The sequence below is a fragment of the Pseudomonas sp. PS01301 genome, assembly GCF_029960215.1.
Lineage (GTDB): Bacteria > Pseudomonadota > Gammaproteobacteria > Pseudomonadales > Pseudomonadaceae > Aquipseudomonas > Aquipseudomonas coleopterorum.
The window spans coordinates 1-15588 of the sequence record NZ_JASCPM010000037.1 but is presented as its reverse complement, the minus strand read 5'-3'; the positions used below and the strand labels follow the sequence as shown (position 1 = coordinate 15588).

Below are 15588 nucleotides of genomic sequence, written 5' to 3'. Positions count from 1 at the left end.
AGCCATGCGCTCTGTTCCCTGTCTTTTGCGCTAGCCGCGGGAAGGCCCGCATACCGCCGGGGAATAAAGCGCTTCGAACCTTTGCCGATCCTGCACCGTCGTAAATGCAGGCCCCTCGTCACGGGGCTTCCATAGCCAAGGACCACGACCATGCAGATCATTCATCCCAAAGCCCGCTACCAGCCCTATAGCTCGTCCTCTGGAGGCTGGGGATCGGCGTTTTCGGTGATGAACATCCTCTGGCGTCAACAGGCGCTGGGCAAGGGTCCCTTGGCATTGCTCAAGCAGAATAAGCCCGACGGCTTCGCCTGTGTCAGTTGCGCCTGGGCCAAGCCGGGCAATCCCCACGCCCTGGAATTCTGCGAGAACGGCGCGAAGGCGACCGCCTGGGAGCTGACTGCATTGCGCACCGGTCCCGAACTGTTTGCCAAGCACAGCCTGACCGAGCTGCGGACCTGGAGCGACTACGAACTCGAACGCCACGGCCGCCTCACCCACCCGATGCGCTATGACGCGACCCGCGACCGCTACGTGACCACCACCTGGGAAGAGGCGTACCGCGGGATCGGTGAGCAACTGCGCGGGCTGGAACCCGACAGTGTGATCTTCTACGCCTCGGGGCGTGCCTCGCTGGAAACCTCGTTCATGTACCAGCTGCTGGCGCGCGCTTACGGCACCAACAACCTGCCCGACAGCTCGAACATGTGCCACGAAAGCACCTCGGTCGGCTTGCAGGAAAGCATCGGCGTGCCGGTCGGCACGGTGTCCCTGAATGATTTCGAGCGCACCGACTGTATCTTTTTCTTCGGTCAGAACGTGGGCAGTAACAGCCCGCGCATGCTTCACCCGTTGCAGGAAGCGCGCAAGCGTCAGGTGCCGATCATCAGTTTCAACCCGCTGCGCGAGCGTGGCCTGGAGCGTTTCGTCAATCCGCAATCGCCCGTCGAAATGCTCGGCCCCGATTCCACGGTGATCAGCACGCAATATCACCAGGTCGCCATCGGCGGCGACACGGCGGCGGTGATGGGCATTGCCAAGGCGCTGCTGGCCATGGATCGGGCGGCACAGGCCGAGGGCCGGCCAGCGGTGATCGATCACGCTTTCATCGCCGAACACACCGAAGGCGTGGACGCGTTCCTGGCTCAGGTTGACCAGCATGAGTGGATCACCCTGGAGGAACGCAGCGGCCTCAAACGCGCGGCACTGGAAGCCGCCGCTACCGTTTATGCCCGCAGCGAGCGGGTGATGATCATCTACGGCATGGGCCTGACCCAGCATCGGCATGGCGTGCAGAACGTGCAGATGCTGGTCAACCTGCTGCTGTTGCGCGGCAACATCGGCAAGCCCGGTGCTGGCATCTGCCCTGTGCGCGGGCATTCCAATGTGCAGGGGCAACGGACCGTAGGCATCACCGAGGACCCGGCCAAGGTCCCTGCGGACAAGATCGAATCGCTGTTCGGCATCCAGGTGCCGAAGAACAAAGGCATGGCCACGGTGGACGCCTGCGAGGGCATCGTAGCCGGTACGGTGAAAGGCTTCATCGGCCTGGGCGGCAACTTCCTGCGCGCCGTCCCCGACACCGATCGCATCGAGCCCGCGTGGGCCAAGCTGACGCTGAACGTACAGATTGCCACCAAACTCAACCGCACCCACCTGTTCCCGGGCCAGCATGGCTGGCTGTTGCCCTGCCTGGGTCGCATCGAAAGCGACGTGCAGGACGGTCGCCGTCAGGTCTACACCACCGAGGACAGCACCGGTTGCATCCGCGCCTGGGAAGGCCGTGCGGAACCGGCCAGCGAGCACCTGCGCGCAGAGCTGGCGATCATCGCCGGCCTGGCCCAGGCGACCCTCAGTGGTCGCGAGCAGATTCCGTGGGAGCTGTGGCGTCAGGACTATGCCCGCGTACGCGAGGCCATCGCCCAGACTTACCCGGAGATCTTCCATGACATGGAAAAACGGATGTGGGAACCCGGTGGCTTCCACCGCCCCTTGGGTGCCTGCGAGCGCAAATGGACCACGCCTTCGGGCAAGGCTCAGTTCGTCACGGCCAAGACCCTGGACGAAGACGACGACATCTCGCAGAACAGTGATCAGCGCGATGTATTGCAGCTGATGACCCTGCGCAGCAACGATCAATTCAACACCACGGTGTATGGCTACGAAGACCGCTTCCGCGGCGTCAAGGGCACGCGCAGCGTGATCTTCCTGAATCGCAATGACATCGTTCGGCTGGGCTTCCATCCCGGTGACTGGGTCACCATCCGCACCGCCATCGAGCCTGGAGTGCGGCGCGAAGTGGGGCCGATGCAGATCATTGCCTACGACATCCCGATCAATTGTGCGGGCGCCTACTACCCCGAATGCAACGCGTTGATTCCCTTGTGGCATTACGCGAGCAAGAGCAAGGTACCGGCCGCCAAATCGATCCCGGTCACCCTGCACAAGGCCCAGGCCCGCGCCGAAGACATGGCCCACGCCGTTCCGTTGTCCGATCAGGTGATGTAAATCCGGACGCGGCTTTCGCTCTCTGTGGCAACAGTGCAGACCCGGACCTTCTGGTAGAAATCACCGTGGTCGCAGCCAGCTGAACCGCGTCGCCTGATTCGCGGGCAGAGGGCTCGCCGCGGTAGGTCAGACAAACCGCATGCGCCGCCGACGCGGCTCGCGCCGCTGCTACAGGGGTACCGCACTCCCTTTGTGGGAGCGGGCTCTGCCCGCGAAGGGCGCGCTGCGGTCCCAGACTTGAAACGCACAGCCCGCACACCCCAATCACCTGCGCAAATATCCCTCTTCCCCAGTTGACGGCCACATCGATTTGGTGTTTCCTGAAACCGGTTTCAAACCATCGATCGCCTGCCCATAACATCCATAAAAGGACCCAGGCCCGTGACACGTCTCTCCCTCACTGCGCGCCCCCGCGTGACCATGCTCGACGTTGCCGAGCGCGCCGGTGTGTCCAAAGCCAGCGTCTCGCGCTTCATCGGCGAAGACCGTGGCCTGCTGTCCGATGCCATCGCCGGACGCATCGCTCACGCCATCGATGAGCTGGGCTACCGTCCCAACCAGATGGCCCGCGGCCTCAAGCGTGGTCGCACGCGTCTGATCGGCATGCTCATGGCCGATATCCGCAATCCCTACTCGGTAGCGGTCATGCACGGTGTGCAAACCGCCTGCCGCCGCCACGGCTACAGCCTGGTGGTGTGCAACACCGATCGCGATCCGGAACAGGAGCACCAGCAGTTGCAGGCGCTGCGAGCCTACAACATCGAAGGCTTGATCGTGAACACCCTGGGCCACCATCAGGAGGAGTTGCGCGAACTGCAACAGGAACTGCCGATGGTGCTGGTCGACCGCAAGGTCGCGCACCTACCCAGCGATCTGGTAGGTCTGGACAACCAGTTGGCCGTCGACATGGCCCTGGACCACCTCCACGCGCGCGGCTATCGCCACATTGCGCTGGTCAGCGAGCCAGCGGACGGCACCAGTTCCCGGGTCGAGCGCATCGATGCGTTCAAGCGGCGCGCCGATGGCCCGGTGTTCTTCACCGAGCCCGACCTCGGCGAGCGCCTGCGGGACTTTCTTGACGACGCCCATTCCGGGCCCAAGGCGCTGTTCTGCGCCAACGGTGTCGCGGCCCTGGCTTGTACCCTGGCGCTGCGCGCGCTGGACACCCACCGGTGCGAAGACGTCGGGCTCATCGCCCTCGACGACCTCGACTGGTACCCCCTGGTCGGGGATGGCATCACCGCCCTCGCCCAACCCACTCACGCCATCGGCGTGCAAGCCCTGGAGTGCCTGCTGGAGCGACTGGACGGCTCGCAAGCCCCGGCCCAGACGTTTCATTTCACCCCAGAGCTGATCATTCGAGGTTCGACACCGCCGCGCTGAGTCGATTCGGCTGCGTACCGCTTACGTATACCTAAAATTGAAACCGGTTTCAGAGGACAATAACAATGCATCTCTATCCCGTCTCCATCAGCCTTTCCAGCTTCGGTGCGGACTATGTCCGTGCGCAGGGTCAGGCCAGCCTGGCGCCGTTGGTTGCCCAGAGCGGCGCCAGCCACCTGGAACTGCGCGAAGAGTTGTTCGACCACTTCGATGCACCTGTCCTGCGCAGCGCAATCGTCGACCAGGGACTGACCTGCGTCTATTCCTCGCCGCTCGAGCTGTGGCAGCCCGGCCAGGCCGCACCCAATCCACAGCTGCAAGAAGCGCTCGCCCGAGCCGTTGCCTGCGATGCAGTGTGGCTCAAGGTGTCGCTGGGCTTCTATTCATCCATCAGCGACCTGAATCTGCTGCACCAGCAACTGCGCGACCAGCCCGTGCGCCTGCTGATCGAAAACGACCAGACCGCCCAGGGCGGACGAATCGATCCCTTGGTCAAGTTCTTCACCGCGATCGCCGAACAGGGGCTGCCCGTGGGCATGACCTTCGACATCGGCAACTGGCAATGGCAGCAACAATCGGTGTCGAGTGCGGCGCTGCAACTGGGCCGTTTCGTCGAGTACATCCACTGCAAGGCAGTACAGCGCACGGCGACCGGCAAACTGGTCGCCACACCGCCCGAGCTGACCGACCTGCACCAGTGGTCGCGCCTGCTGCGCCACATGGCGCCGGGCCTGGTACGGGCCATCGAGTACCCGTTGCAGGGCGCCGATCTGCTGGCCGTCAGCCAGGTACAAGTGGCAACCCTGGCTGCGCTTGGTCAGGCCGCCCAGGAGGTGGCCCATGGCTGAGTTCGACGTGCTGAGCTTCGGCGAAACCATGGCCATGTTCGTCGCCGAGCAGACCGGCGACCTGGCCGATGTCACCCGCTTTCACAAGCGCATCGCCGGGGCCGACAATAACGTCGCCATCGGCTTGTCGCGCCTGGGTTTCAACGTCGCGTGGCTCAGCCGCGTGGGCGATGACTCTCTGGGCCGTTTCATCGTTGCGGCCCTGCAGCGCGAAGGCCTGGATTGCAGCCATGTCGCCGTGGATCCGCAACACCCCACCGGCTTCCAGTTCAAGTCGTTGCAGGACGATGGCCGCGACCCCTGCGTGGAATACTTCCGCCGCGGATCGGCCGCCAGCCACATGGGCATTGCCGACGTGCCCCCGCGCTTGCTCGATGCCCGCCACCTGCATGCCACCGGCATTCCCCCGGCACTGTCGCCGAGCATGAACGCCTTGACCCGAGGCTTGATGACCGCGATGCGTTCGGCAGGCCGCAGCGTTTCGTTCGACCCCAACCTGCGCCCGTCACTGTGGCCCAGCCAGGCCAAAATGATCGAGCAGATCAACAGCCTCGCTGCCCTTGCCGACTGGGTGCTGCCAGGTCTGGCCGAAGGGCAGCTGCTGACCGGGCAAGAACGCTGCGAAGACATCGCCCGCTTCTACCTGGACCTGGGCGTGCAAGCGGTGGTGATCAAGCTGGGCGCGGACGGTGCCTTTTATTGCAGCGCCCAGCAGCAGGGCTACGTGGCCGGACGCCCGGTGAACAAGGTCGTCGACACGGTCGGTGCCGGTGACGGTTTCGCCGTCGGTGTCATCAGTGCCTTGCTCGAAGGCCGCGACCTGATGCGGGCCGCCGCCCGCGGCAACTGGATCGGCAGCCTGGCGGTGCAGAGCCCCGGCGACATGGAAGGCCTGCCGACCCGCGCCGCGCTGACGGCGGACGAACACCGATGACCTGAACACACATCACCCCAGACCGTTGATTCAGCACCCTCTACCTGTTGCGACAATTACAAAATGCTCAGGAGTCAGACCATGCAGAGCCAGACCGCGAAACTCGCCAGCCGTCGCTGGTGGTACATCATGCCGATCGTTTTCATCACCTACAGCCTGGCCTACCTGGACCGGGCCAACTATGGTTTCGCCGCCGCCTCGGGCATGGCCGCCGACCTGAACATCACGCCGGGGCTGTCCTCGCTGCTCGGTGCCCTGTTCTTCCTGGGTTACTTCTTCTTCCAGGTACCCGGCGCCATCTACGCGCAACGACACAGCGTCAAGCAACTGATCTTCGTCAGCCTGATCCTCTGGGGCAGCCTGGCGACCCTGACCGGCGTGGTGTCCAGCGCCTACTGGCTGATCGTGATCCGCTTCATGCTCGGGGTGGTCGAAGCCGTGGTCATGCCGGCGATGCTGGTCTACCTGTGCCACTGGTTCACCCGTGCGGAACGCTCGCGGGCCAATACCTTCCTGATCCTCGGCAACCCGGTGACGATGCTGTGGATGTCGGTGGTGTCCGGTTACCTGATCCAGCATTACAGCTGGCGCTGGATGTTCATCATCGAAGGGCTGCCGGCGGTGATCTGGGCGTTCATCTGGTGGCGCCTGGCCGACGACCGTCCGGCGCAGGCCAAATGGCTCAGCCAACAGGAAAAAGATGACCTGCAAGCCGCCCTGGCCGCCGAACAGGTGGGCCTGAAGCCGGTGAAGAACTATGCCGAAGCCTTCCGCTCGGGCAAGGTGATCACGCTGTCGCTGCAGTTTTTTCTGTGGAGCGTGGGCGTCTACGGCTTCGTGCTGTGGCTGCCCTCGATTCTCAAGCAGGGCGCGCAGATGGACATGATCGAAGCCGGCTGGCTGTCGTCCCTGCCCTACCTGGCGGCGGTGATCGGCATGTTGGTGGTGAGCTGGTTTTCCGACCGCCTGCAAAAACGCAAACGTTTCGTCTGGCCGCCACTGCTGCTGGCCGCGCTGGCCTTCTATGGTTCCTACGCGCTGGGCAGCGAACACTTCTGGTGGTCCTATGCACTGCTGGTGATCGCCGGGGCCTGCATGTATGCGCCCTACGGGCCCTTCTTCGCCATCGTGCCGGAAATCCTCCCGGCCAACGTGGCTGGCGGTGCCATGGCGCTGATCAACAGCATGGGCGCCCTGGGCTCGTTCGCCGGTTCCTACCTGGTTGGCTATCTGAATGCCAGCACCGGCAACCCCGGCGCGTCGTACCTGTTGATGAGCGGCGCCTTGCTGCTTTCGGCCCTATTGACCCTGCTGCTCAAGCCCAGCGGCTGTGATCTGGAGGTAAAACAATCGACGACGGCAGGCCTGAAACCCTGCAAACACTGACCCAGATCATGAAACTCGATGAAATCATTCTGGAATCGCGGCAAACCACACAGCTGTCATCCAAGGGGTGCTACGTTTAATACTCAAAACGCAGCATTCGACAGGCCATCGGTCCGGATGGCCTGTCCCACGGCAGGCGACATGCGACAGGTGGGCGCGATGAACAAGATGACATTCCCCAATGCGTGCCAGGTGATGCGCTGGCACTTTCACCCCATGGGATTCGAGGGCAGCATGGATGCGCCCAGCAGCATGGTCGCCCGGCTGTTCGATCGCAGCAGCGGCGAAACCCTGCTGACCATCGCCGGTCTGCCTTGCGCGGCCGTCATGAACGCCGCCGACGTCGAGCGCATCATCGAGGCGGTGGAAGCCGAACTCGAGGCTTTCATTCCGCCCCAGGCGCTCAAGGCGGGCTGAGGGCTGCGCCGAAATGACTCCACACAGTGGTCTGAATGATCCCGGCGGCGTCCTGCGCGGCCTGGTCATTGAGCAGCGCCTGCCAGGCGCTGGGCCCGGGCAGATGCCGGGCTCGCTCCAGCAGGGCCGGCCAGTCCTGCGCAGCCGGCACGCCGTCCACTCCCAGTGCCACTCCCAACCGCTCCAGTTGCATGGCCTGCAGACGTTGCTCGTCGAACGGACGCTGCTCGGCGATCGCGATCAGGCGTCCACCCAGGTGGGCCACTTCGGCAACGACGTTGTCGCCTGCACTGCCCACCACGATCTCGGCGCGCAGCAACTCGGGCAATGGATCGGCCAACTGCCCCAACAGCGTCAGGTTGACGGGTAATGACAGGTCACTGCTTGGCAGCGGCCCGGCCACACGGAATCGGTACTGTGGACAGCAGTCAGCAATGGCCACCAGCGAATCCACGGTAAAAGCGGTGCCGCCCTGCCCCGTGATCACCAGCACGCTGCCCTGCTCGGCCTCCATGTGTGCGCGGCCATGCCCACTGTAACGGGACACCCAGCCGCAGTGATCGGTCTTGCTCGACACCCAGTCGGGCATCTGGCTGCACTCCATGGCCGCCGGATAAGGCGCCAACAGACGCGATGCCGAAGCGTAGGCCTGCAAGTGGGCGGTGTCGGTGCGTTCACCGTGCTGACGCATGTACACGCACGGCACACCGAACAGGCGCGCCAGCAACGCCACTTCGACCGATACGTCCACCACCAGCAGGCATGGCCACGCATTGCGCATCCAATCGGCCAGGAGCCCCATGCGCTCACGCAGACCGTCCACGGCCAGAGGTGCGTAATGCAGCGCGGGGAAGCTTTCGACGTGCATGCCCGGCGCCGTGTCGCCGGGCAAGAGCAGGCCTTTGACGTTGGCCGGATACGGACCTTCGGGCAAACGCGAACCGATCAAGGTGACGTCGCAGTTCAGGTGGCGGGCGATGGCCAACGCGCGCATGCCATGGCCCGAACCGTGGTGATGGACGTAATAGCCGACTTGCGGACGTTCACGCACCGGCTTCGGCCACCTGCCGCAGCAGCGCATCGTAGCGATCGAGCATGACCTCGTGGCTCCACTGGGTTTCGGCATGCAGACGGCAAGCCAGGCGCGACTTGCGCCGAGCCAGGCGCAGCGCCTGGGCCAGGCCCTCGACATCGCCGCCCGCAGCCAGCGCACCGGTGGCATCGGTCAGCAGATCGCCAACAGCACCACGGGCGAAGGCGGCTACCGGCGTGCCGCAGGCCAGGGCTTCTGCCACCACCAGACCGAAGGGTTCTTCCCAGCAGGGTGTGACCAGTGCCGCGGAGGCACTGGCCAATTCGATGGCCAGTTCTTCGCGCCCCAGATGGCCGAGGTACTGGCACTGGTCACTCAAGCGCGGCTGAATCTGTTCCTTGAAGTAGCGAGGATCGACCGCCTGACCGGCCAGGCGCAGCGGGACGCCAGCCAGCTTCGCGGCGTCCATGGCCAGGTGGGCGCCCTTGTCGGGCACCAGTCGGCCGAACCAGATCGCATGCTCCAGGGGCGCGGCGCGCGGCGACCAGGTCTGCAGGTCGATGCCATTGGGGATGACATGGCACTCGGGAATGACCTCTTCCCACTGCCGTGCATTGGCCTCGGAAATGGTCGCGAAATGCCCCGCACGGCGTTCGCCACTGTAGGCATTGATCAGCTCGAAGAACGGTGGTGTGTGCAATACCGTAAGCATCGGCGTGCGGATCATCGATGCCATGGTCGCGGGCACGTAGTGCAGGCTGTTGTTGAAGATGACATCGAAGCGACGGTCGTCGATGTTCTGCATGGCCTTGAGGTACGCGTGGTGCTCCTCGATGTACTCGGAACTCAGGCACGCACGGCGACCATCTTTATAGATGGCGTCGTCCCACACCGGCACGATATTGAGGGCTGGGTCACTGGATGAGCTGGCGAACAGGGTGACGTCGTGACCACGTTGCATCAGCCCGGACGTCACATCGTGGGTGAACGCTTCCAGGCCGCCGGCGAACGGCTGGCGAATGGGATGTTTGATGTGCGTCAGCACACCGATGCGCAACGGGCGAGCGGAAGATGAAGACATCGAGGACGTTCCTGGCACGGATTGCAGCTTTGAGGCTGCAGCACAGGAATGGTTGCATCTAAAGCACCCCCTCGGCCCCCTGTAGCAGCGGCGCAAGCCGCGTCCCGGTCAATGCGGTCACCTAGACACACCGCATTGGCCGCCGACGCGGCTCGCGCCGCTGCTACAGGGTAAGGTCGACCAGACCGTGTCAGGCCTTGAGGCTGGCCATGTCGATCACGAAGCGGTACTTCACATCACCGGCGTGCATGCGCTCAAAGGCTTCGTTGATGTTCTTGATGTCCAGCATTTCGATATCACAGGTGATGTTGTGTTCGGCGCAGAAATCCAGCACTTCCTGGGTTTCCTTGATGCCACCGATCAACGAACCGGCCAGCACACGGCGCTTGAGCACCAGGTTGGCTGCGTGCAGCGCAGGGTCTACCGGCTGGATCAACCCGACCAGAATGTGCACGCCGTCGAAACGCAGGGTTTCCAGGTAGGGGTTCAGGTCGTGAGGCACCGGAATGGTGTCGAGCAGGAAGTCGAAGGTTTCGGCAGCGGCTTTCATCTGCTCGGCATCGGTCGACACGATGACATGGTCCGCGCCCTGGCGGCGGCCTTCGGCGGCCTTGCTCGCCGAACGGGTGAACAGCGTCACCTCGGCGCCCAGCGCCTTGGCGAACTTGATGCCCATGTGGCCCAGGCCACCCATGCCCAGAATGCCGACCTTGTCACCCGGCTTGACGCCGTAATGCTTGAGCGGCGAATAGGTGGTGATGCCTGCACAGAGGATTGGCGCAGCGTTGGCCGCATCGAGGCCGTCGGGAATGCGCACCACGAAGTTCTCGCTGACCACGATGCTGTCCGAGTAGCCGCCCATGGTGTTGGTGCCATCGATACGGTCGGGCGTGGCATAGGTCATGGTCGGACCTTCCAGGCAGTATTGCTCGAGGTCGGCGTGACAGGCATCGCAGTGCTGGCACGAGTCGACCATGCAGCCCACGCCCACGCGGTCACCGACGGCGTACTTCTGCACCTGGTCTCCGACGGCGACCACGCGGCCAACGATCTCGTGGCCCGGTACCAGCGGATACACGGCGATGCCCCAGTCATTGCGAGCCTGGTGCAGGTCGGAGTGGCAAACGCCGCAGAATTCGATGGCGATGCTGACGTCGTCGGGGCGCAGGGCACGACGTTCGAAGCTCAGGGGAGCCAGTGGCGTGGTGGGCGAAAGCGCGGCGTAGCCGAGTGCCTTGGACATGTTGAAACCTCTCGAAACGAAGATGATCAGGCGCCGATTGTGGCCCTGACGTGCGCTCGCGGCCATGTCCGATCCTGCGCGATGCATGCCCATTCCTCCGAGCACCCCGCAAACGGGGCCCGAACGTGCGATCATGGACGACTGATTTCATGCCTGATCCGTGGTATCCCATGAGCCTCACCAAACACCTCGACGCCAACGCCCGCCTGGTAGAACTCATCCGTCCGCTGGCGGTTGCCGATGACTGGATCCCTACCTCCATCGACGGCTTGCGGGTGGTTTCGTGCCGCAGCCATATCGCGCGCACCGCGCAGATCTATGAACCGAGCCTGATGGTGATCGCCCAGGGCAGCAAGCTGGCGTACCTGGGCGAGCGCACCCTGGAGTATGGCGCCGGGCATTACCTGATCCAGGCCCTGCCGGTGCCGTTCGAGTGCGAGACCTTCGCCAGTGAACAGCTGCCCCTGCTCGGCGTGTCGATACCGATCGATCGCACGTTGCTCGGTGAATTGGTGCTGGCCATGGAGCCCGGGCCGAGTCAGGCGCAGACCACCGAGTCGATGACCGCCGTGCCGCTGGACGATTCCATGCGCGGGGCCGTGGAGCGGCTGCTGCAGTGTCTGCACGATCCCCAGGACCGCTTGGCCATGGGCCAGGCTCGCCTGCGCGAAGTCCTCTATACCGCTTTGCGCGGGCCCAACGGCCATGTGCTGCGGGCCTTGGTGGAGCAACAGGGGCAATTCGCCCGCATCGCTGGCGCGTTGTCCTGGCTGCATGCGCATTACGAAGAGCCGTTGCAGGTCGATGACCTGGCCCGTCGCGCGAACATGAGTGCCTCGACCTTTCACGAGCATTTCAAGCGCAACACCCTGGCCTCGCCGGTGCAATACATCAAGCGCCTGCGCCTGCTCAAGGCCCGCGCGCTGCTGGTGGCCGACGGCATGAACGTCAGCCAGGTCGCGTTGCGGGTGGGCTACCAGAGCAGCTCGCAGTTCAGCCGCGAGTACAAGCGCCTCTTCAACCACAGCCCCGGCCAGGAACGCGACCTGCGCTGACCTCCAGCGCAACGTCAGGTACAGCACCGCCCCTGTAGCAGCGGCGCAAGCCGCGTCCGGCTTCACCGCGTGGCATCAGACACACCGCATCCACCGCCGACGCGGCTCGCGCCGCTGCTACAAAAACGCCACGATCCCCTGTGGGAACGGGGCGGGCGGCGAGCCCTCTGCCCGCGAAGGGCGCGCTGCGGTACAACAGACACACCGCACCCATCGCCGACGCGGCTCGCACCGCTGCTACAAAAGCGCCGCGATCCCCTGTGGGAGCGGGCTCTGCCCGCGAAGGCCGCGCTGCGGTACGCCAGACACACCGCAGTATCAGGTTTCGCGCACGACCAATTCGAAGCCCAGGTCGAGCGCCTGGGCGCAATGACGCTTGCCATCCATGCTGTCGAGCAGCATCTGCGCCGCCTTGCGGCCGATTTGCGCACGCGGGGTGCGGATCGAGGTCAAGCGCGGCACCAGGTGGGCCGACCCCGGCAGATCATTGAACCCCACCATGCCGACCCGATCCGGAACGGCAATGCCCTGGCGCTGTGCTTCGTAAATCGCACCCTGCGCCAGGTCGTCGTTGCAAAAGAACACGCCGTCCACGTCCGGATGCCGACGCATCAGGTCAGCGAACAACTCGCCACCCAGGCCGATCGACGAAGGCTGCGGACACAGCACTTCAAGTTGCGGATCGTGCACCCCTTCCGCCTCGAGCGCCGCCCTGAACCCCTCGGCCCGCTGCATCACGCGTGGATCGAGCTGCGCCGCCACATACCCCAGGCGTCGGCGCCCGGCATCCAGCAGATGCCGCGCCGCCACACTTCCGGCCTGCTCCTGGGAAAAGCCAACGCAGGCGCCTTGGCCCTCAGCACCCAGCTCCATCATGTGCACACACGGCACACCGCTGTTGTGCAACATGGCCTGGGAACGTTCGCTGCGGCTCATGCCCGTCAGCAGCATCCCACCCGGCTTGTAGGCCAGGTAGTTACGAATGAGGTTTTCCTCTTCGTCGACATCGTAGTGATAGTTGCCGATCAGCACTTCCAGCGCACGCGGACGCATCACTTCATGGATGGCTTCCAGTGTGTCGATGAACAATTGGTTGGAGAGAGAAGGAATGAGCACCACCACCGACTGACTCTGCGCCGACGCCAGCGCCCGTGCTGCCGGATTGACCACGTAACCCAGCGCCTGCGCGGCTTCCAGCACTTTGCTGGCCAGTTGTGGAGCAACCGTGGACACCCCGCGCAATGCGCGCGAAGCAGTAATGGGAGAAACACCTGAAAGTTTGGCAACTTCGGCCAGGGTCGGCAGGCCGGTTGCGCGTGAGCCGATTCGCGCCATGATTCTTGTTGTTATCTACTTGCAATGAAAAAGAGTTGAGGTAAGGTAGCGCTGTCTCGAATCCAGAGCAATAATGATTTGTGCCTTGCTATTACTGCAGGCTGCACCAGACTGCTTTGACAAGATCAATAAGATGAGGGCGCCGTATCCATACCCGGTGCGCCCCAGCAGGAGTGACTTGATGAATGCCCCTCTGAACGCTTTGGTGGTGATGGGAGTATCCGGCTGCGGCAAGAGCAGCGTCGGTGCCGCCATCGTCGGTCGCAGCGGCGGCCGCCTGATCGAAGGCGACAGCTTTCATCCCGAAGCCAACATCGCCAAGATGAGCGCCGGCACTCCCCTCGACGACCAGGACCGCGCCGGCTGGCTGCTGCGTCTGGGCGAAGAAATGCGCGCCTGTATCGAATCGGGACAGCGCCCGGTACTGACCTGCTCCGCCCTCAAGCTCAAGTACCGCGAAACCCTGCGCAACGCCGTGCCCGGCCTGGGCTTCGTGTTTCTCGAACTGACCCGCGAAGAAGCCGCCAATCGCGTTGCTCACCGGCCCGGTCACTTCATGCCGGCCAGCCTCATCGACAGCCAGTTCGCTACCCTGGAACCGCCCACCGGTGAAGCATTGACCCTGCCCCTGGATGCCACAGTCCCCATCGTGGAGCTGGCGCAGCAGGTGGAAAACTGGCTGGTCGAGCATGGCGCCTCCACGCTGGCTTGAACGGCTTTTGAAGACAGCGCTGTCTGAGCTTTCCGCCCGGCAGCGCCCGATGTTCCCAACCACAACCGTTGCGCCCACAACAACGACAACACGAGGCAGACCTTTATGTTTGGCTTAGCTCACGACACCTACTTGCTGCTTGACGCACTGGTCACCATCATTGGTCTGATCGTGCTCATCACCCAGTTCAAGGTTCACCCCTTCGTCGCCCTGACCATCGCGGCGATCTTCCTGGGCCTGACATCCGGTCTGCCGGTGGTCAAGGTCATGAAGTCGTTCCAGGATGGCTTCGGTGGGGTCCTTGGCTTCGTCGGCATCATCCTCGCGCTGGGCACCATGCTCGGCAAACTGATGGCCGACTCGGGGGGCGCCGACCAGATCGCGCAGACCTTGATCCGCAAGTTCGGGGTCAAGCGCATCCACTGGGCGATGATGTTCTCCGCTTTCCTGGTGGGCATCCCGCTATTCTTCGAGATCGGCTTCGTACTGCTGATCCCGCTGGTATTCATCGTCGCCCGCCGTTCCGGCGTGTCGCTGGTGAAGATCGGCATCCCGCTGCTCGCCGGCCTGTCGGTGGTGCACGGGCTGGTCCCGCCACATCCGGGCCCGCTGCTGGCCATCGGCATCTTCAACGCTGATATCGGCAAGACCATTCTCTACGGCCTGATCGTCGGCCTGCCCACCGCGATGATCGCCGGCCCGATCTTCGGTTCGTTCATCTCCAAATACATTCCGGGCAACCCCTCCAAGGAGTTGATGGACCAGATCGCCAAGGAGTCGGACAACCAGAACCTGCCCAGCTTCGCGGTGACCCTGATCACCATCCTGCTGCCCGTGTTCCTGATGATGCTCAAGACCTTCGCCGACGTGGCGCTGCCGGCGGAAAACCTGTTCCGCCAGTGGATGGACTTCATCGGCCACCCGATCACCGCCCTGCTCGCCGCCCTGCTGCTGGCCTTCTACACCTTCGGCGTGGCGCGCGGTTTCGACCGGGCGAAGATCATGAAGCTGCTGGACCAGAGCCTGGCGCCCACTGCGGCCATCGTCCTGATCGTCGGTGCCGGCGGTGGCTTCAAGCAGATGCTGGTCGACACCGGCGTGGGCAACATCATCGGGCAGATGGCCGTGCAGGCCGAGGTCAACCCGATCCTGTTGGCCTGGCTGGTCGCTGCGGTGATTCGCGTCGCGACCGGTTCGGCGACGGTAGCGACCATTACCGGTGCGGGCATCGTCGCCCCGGTCATCGGCATGATGCCGGGCGTCAATCGTGAGCTGCTGGTGCTGGCTACCGGCGCCGGCTCGGTGATCCTGTCCCACGTCAACGATGCCGGTTTCTGGCTGGTCAAGCAGTACTTCAACATGACCGTCACGGAAACCCTGAAGACCTGGACCGTGATGGAAACCATCCTGTCGGTGGTAGGCCTGATCTTCATCCTGCTGCTGTCGCTGGTGGTCTAATCCCCAGCCCGCTGCCACACGAGTACAGTTCATTTCACTCTGTGGGAGCGGGTCTCTGCCCGCGAAGGCCGCCCCGCAACCTGCCTGACGCACCGCAGTGAACCATTCGCGGGCAGAGCCCGCTCCCACACAGGGCCCGTAGGGCATTGCAATGTGGGAGCGGGTGTCTGCCCGCGCAAGCCGCCCCGCAAATCAACG

13 protein-coding genes are annotated in these 15588 nt (G+C 63.9%); 9 read left to right on the top strand and 4 right to left on the bottom strand.

Going from position 1 to position 15588, the window contains the following annotated elements; translation table 11 throughout:
- Positions 1–150: 150 nt before the first annotated feature.
- The 6 genes from QMX89_RS17360 (at position 151) to QMX89_RS17335 (ending at position 7473) form a co-directional block, all read left to right on the top strand.
- On the top strand, positions 151–2505 hold the full coding sequence (locus QMX89_RS17360) for an FdhF/YdeP family oxidoreductase (protein WP_282349161.1): 2355 nt from the start codon (positions 151–153) through the stop codon (positions 2503–2505).
- Between the two features lie 420 nt (positions 2506–2925).
- On the top strand, positions 2926–3888 hold the full coding sequence (locus QMX89_RS17355; RefSeq protein WP_282349190.1) for a LacI family DNA-binding transcriptional regulator: 963 nt from the start codon (positions 2926–2928) through the stop codon (positions 3886–3888).
- A 65-nt stretch (positions 3889–3953) separates the two neighbouring features.
- Positions 3954–4736 (top strand): AP endonuclease, encoded by a 783-nt coding sequence (locus QMX89_RS17350; RefSeq protein WP_282349159.1) that lies wholly within the window; start codon positions 3954–3956, stop codon positions 4734–4736.
- Entirely contained in the window at positions 4729–5670 is a 942-nt protein-coding gene (locus QMX89_RS17345) for a sugar kinase (RefSeq protein ID WP_282349155.1), read from the top strand. Before QMX89_RS17350 ends, QMX89_RS17345 begins: the two co-directional genes overlap by 8 nt.
- Before the next feature lie 81 nt (positions 5671–5751).
- The gene (locus QMX89_RS17340) at positions 5752–7056 is read left to right on the top strand and encodes an MFS transporter (RefSeq protein ID WP_049859542.1); all 1305 of its coding nucleotides are present in this window, start codon (positions 5752–5754) and stop codon (positions 7054–7056) included.
- A gap of 141 nt (positions 7057–7197) precedes the next feature.
- Positions 7198–7473 (top strand): DUF1652 domain-containing protein, encoded by a 276-nt coding sequence (locus QMX89_RS17335; protein ID WP_049859541.1) that lies wholly within the window; start codon positions 7198–7200, stop codon positions 7471–7473.
- On the opposite strand, the gene QMX89_RS17330 is transcribed toward QMX89_RS17335, so the two are convergent.
- The 3 genes from QMX89_RS17330 to QMX89_RS17320 all read right to left on the bottom strand — a co-directional run bounded on the left by QMX89_RS17330 (position 7460) and on the right by QMX89_RS17320 (position 10830).
- Positions 7460–8524, bottom strand: a complete 1065-nt coding sequence (locus tag QMX89_RS17330) for a hypothetical protein (protein ID WP_282349153.1) — start codon at positions 8522–8524, stop codon at positions 7460–7462. The genes QMX89_RS17335 and QMX89_RS17330 overlap by 14 nt on opposite strands.
- A complete protein-coding gene (locus tag QMX89_RS17325) occupies positions 8517–9587 on the bottom strand; it encodes a glycosyltransferase family 4 protein (protein WP_282349152.1) in 1071 nt (356 codons plus the stop codon). The genes QMX89_RS17330 and QMX89_RS17325 overlap by 8 nt, the downstream gene beginning before the upstream one ends.
- A 190-nt stretch (positions 9588–9777) precedes the next feature.
- Positions 9778–10830, bottom strand: coding sequence for an NAD(P)-dependent alcohol dehydrogenase (locus tag QMX89_RS17320; protein ID WP_049859820.1), 1053 nt, complete (start codon positions 10828–10830; stop codon positions 9778–9780).
- 170 nt (positions 10831–11000) lie between these two features.
- Between QMX89_RS17320 and QMX89_RS17315 the strand changes: the two genes are divergently transcribed.
- Positions 11001–11885, top strand: a complete 885-nt coding sequence (locus tag QMX89_RS17315; RefSeq protein ID WP_282349151.1) for an AraC family transcriptional regulator — start codon at positions 11001–11003, stop codon at positions 11883–11885.
- A gap of 318 nt (positions 11886–12203) precedes the next feature.
- Here QMX89_RS17315 and QMX89_RS17310 read toward each other — a convergent pair whose 3' ends face one another.
- Positions 12204–13220, bottom strand: a complete 1017-nt coding sequence (locus tag QMX89_RS17310; protein WP_282349150.1) for a LacI family DNA-binding transcriptional regulator — start codon at positions 13218–13220, stop codon at positions 12204–12206.
- A 181-nt stretch (positions 13221–13401) separates the two neighbouring features.
- Here QMX89_RS17310 and QMX89_RS17305 point away from each other — a divergent pair, with 181 nt between their 5' ends.
- On the top strand, positions 13402–13932 hold the full coding sequence (locus QMX89_RS17305) for a gluconokinase (RefSeq protein WP_049859536.1): 531 nt from the start codon (positions 13402–13404) through the stop codon (positions 13930–13932).
- A 105-nt stretch (positions 13933–14037) separates the two neighbouring features.
- A complete protein-coding gene (locus tag QMX89_RS17300; RefSeq protein WP_056842757.1) occupies positions 14038–15390 on the top strand; it encodes a GntP family permease in 1353 nt (450 codons plus the stop codon).
- Positions 15391–15588 lie beyond the last annotated feature (198 nt).

What these genes read in the sequence shown, in the direction of transcription:
- QMX89_RS17355 (WP_282349190.1), top strand. Translation starts at nt 2,926, where the DNA reads ATGCTCGACGTTGCCGAGCGCGCCGGTGTGTCCAAAGCCAGCGTCTCG.
- QMX89_RS17305 (WP_049859536.1), top strand. Translation starts at nt 13,402, where the DNA reads ATGAATGCCCCTCTGAACGCTTTGGTGGTGATGGGAGTATCCGGCTGC.
- QMX89_RS17320 (WP_049859820.1), bottom strand. Translation starts at nt 10,830, where the DNA reads ATGTCCAAGGCACTCGGCTACGCCGCGCTTTCGCCCACCACGCCACTG.
- QMX89_RS17345 (WP_282349155.1), top strand. Translation starts at nt 4,729, where the DNA reads ATGGCTGAGTTCGACGTGCTGAGCTTCGGCGAAACCATGGCCATGTTC.
- QMX89_RS17335 (WP_049859541.1), top strand. Translation starts at nt 7,198, where the DNA reads ATGCGACAGGTGGGCGCGATGAACAAGATGACATTCCCCAATGCGTGC.
- QMX89_RS17315 (WP_282349151.1), top strand. Translation starts at nt 11,001, where the DNA reads ATGAGCCTCACCAAACACCTCGACGCCAACGCCCGCCTGGTAGAACTC.
- QMX89_RS17360 (WP_282349161.1), top strand. Translation starts at nt 151, where the DNA reads ATGCAGATCATTCATCCCAAAGCCCGCTACCAGCCCTATAGCTCGTCC.
- QMX89_RS17340 (WP_049859542.1), top strand. Translation starts at nt 5,752, where the DNA reads ATGCAGAGCCAGACCGCGAAACTCGCCAGCCGTCGCTGGTGGTACATC.
- QMX89_RS17350 (WP_282349159.1), top strand. Translation starts at nt 3,954, where the DNA reads ATGCATCTCTATCCCGTCTCCATCAGCCTTTCCAGCTTCGGTGCGGAC.
- QMX89_RS17300 (WP_056842757.1), top strand. Translation starts at nt 14,038, where the DNA reads ATGTTTGGCTTAGCTCACGACACCTACTTGCTGCTTGACGCACTGGTC.
- QMX89_RS17310 (WP_282349150.1), bottom strand. Translation starts at nt 13,220, where the DNA reads ATGGCGCGAATCGGCTCACGCGCAACCGGCCTGCCGACCCTGGCCGAA.
- QMX89_RS17325 (WP_282349152.1), bottom strand. Translation starts at nt 9,587, where the DNA reads ATGTCTTCATCTTCCGCTCGCCCGTTGCGCATCGGTGTGCTGACGCAC.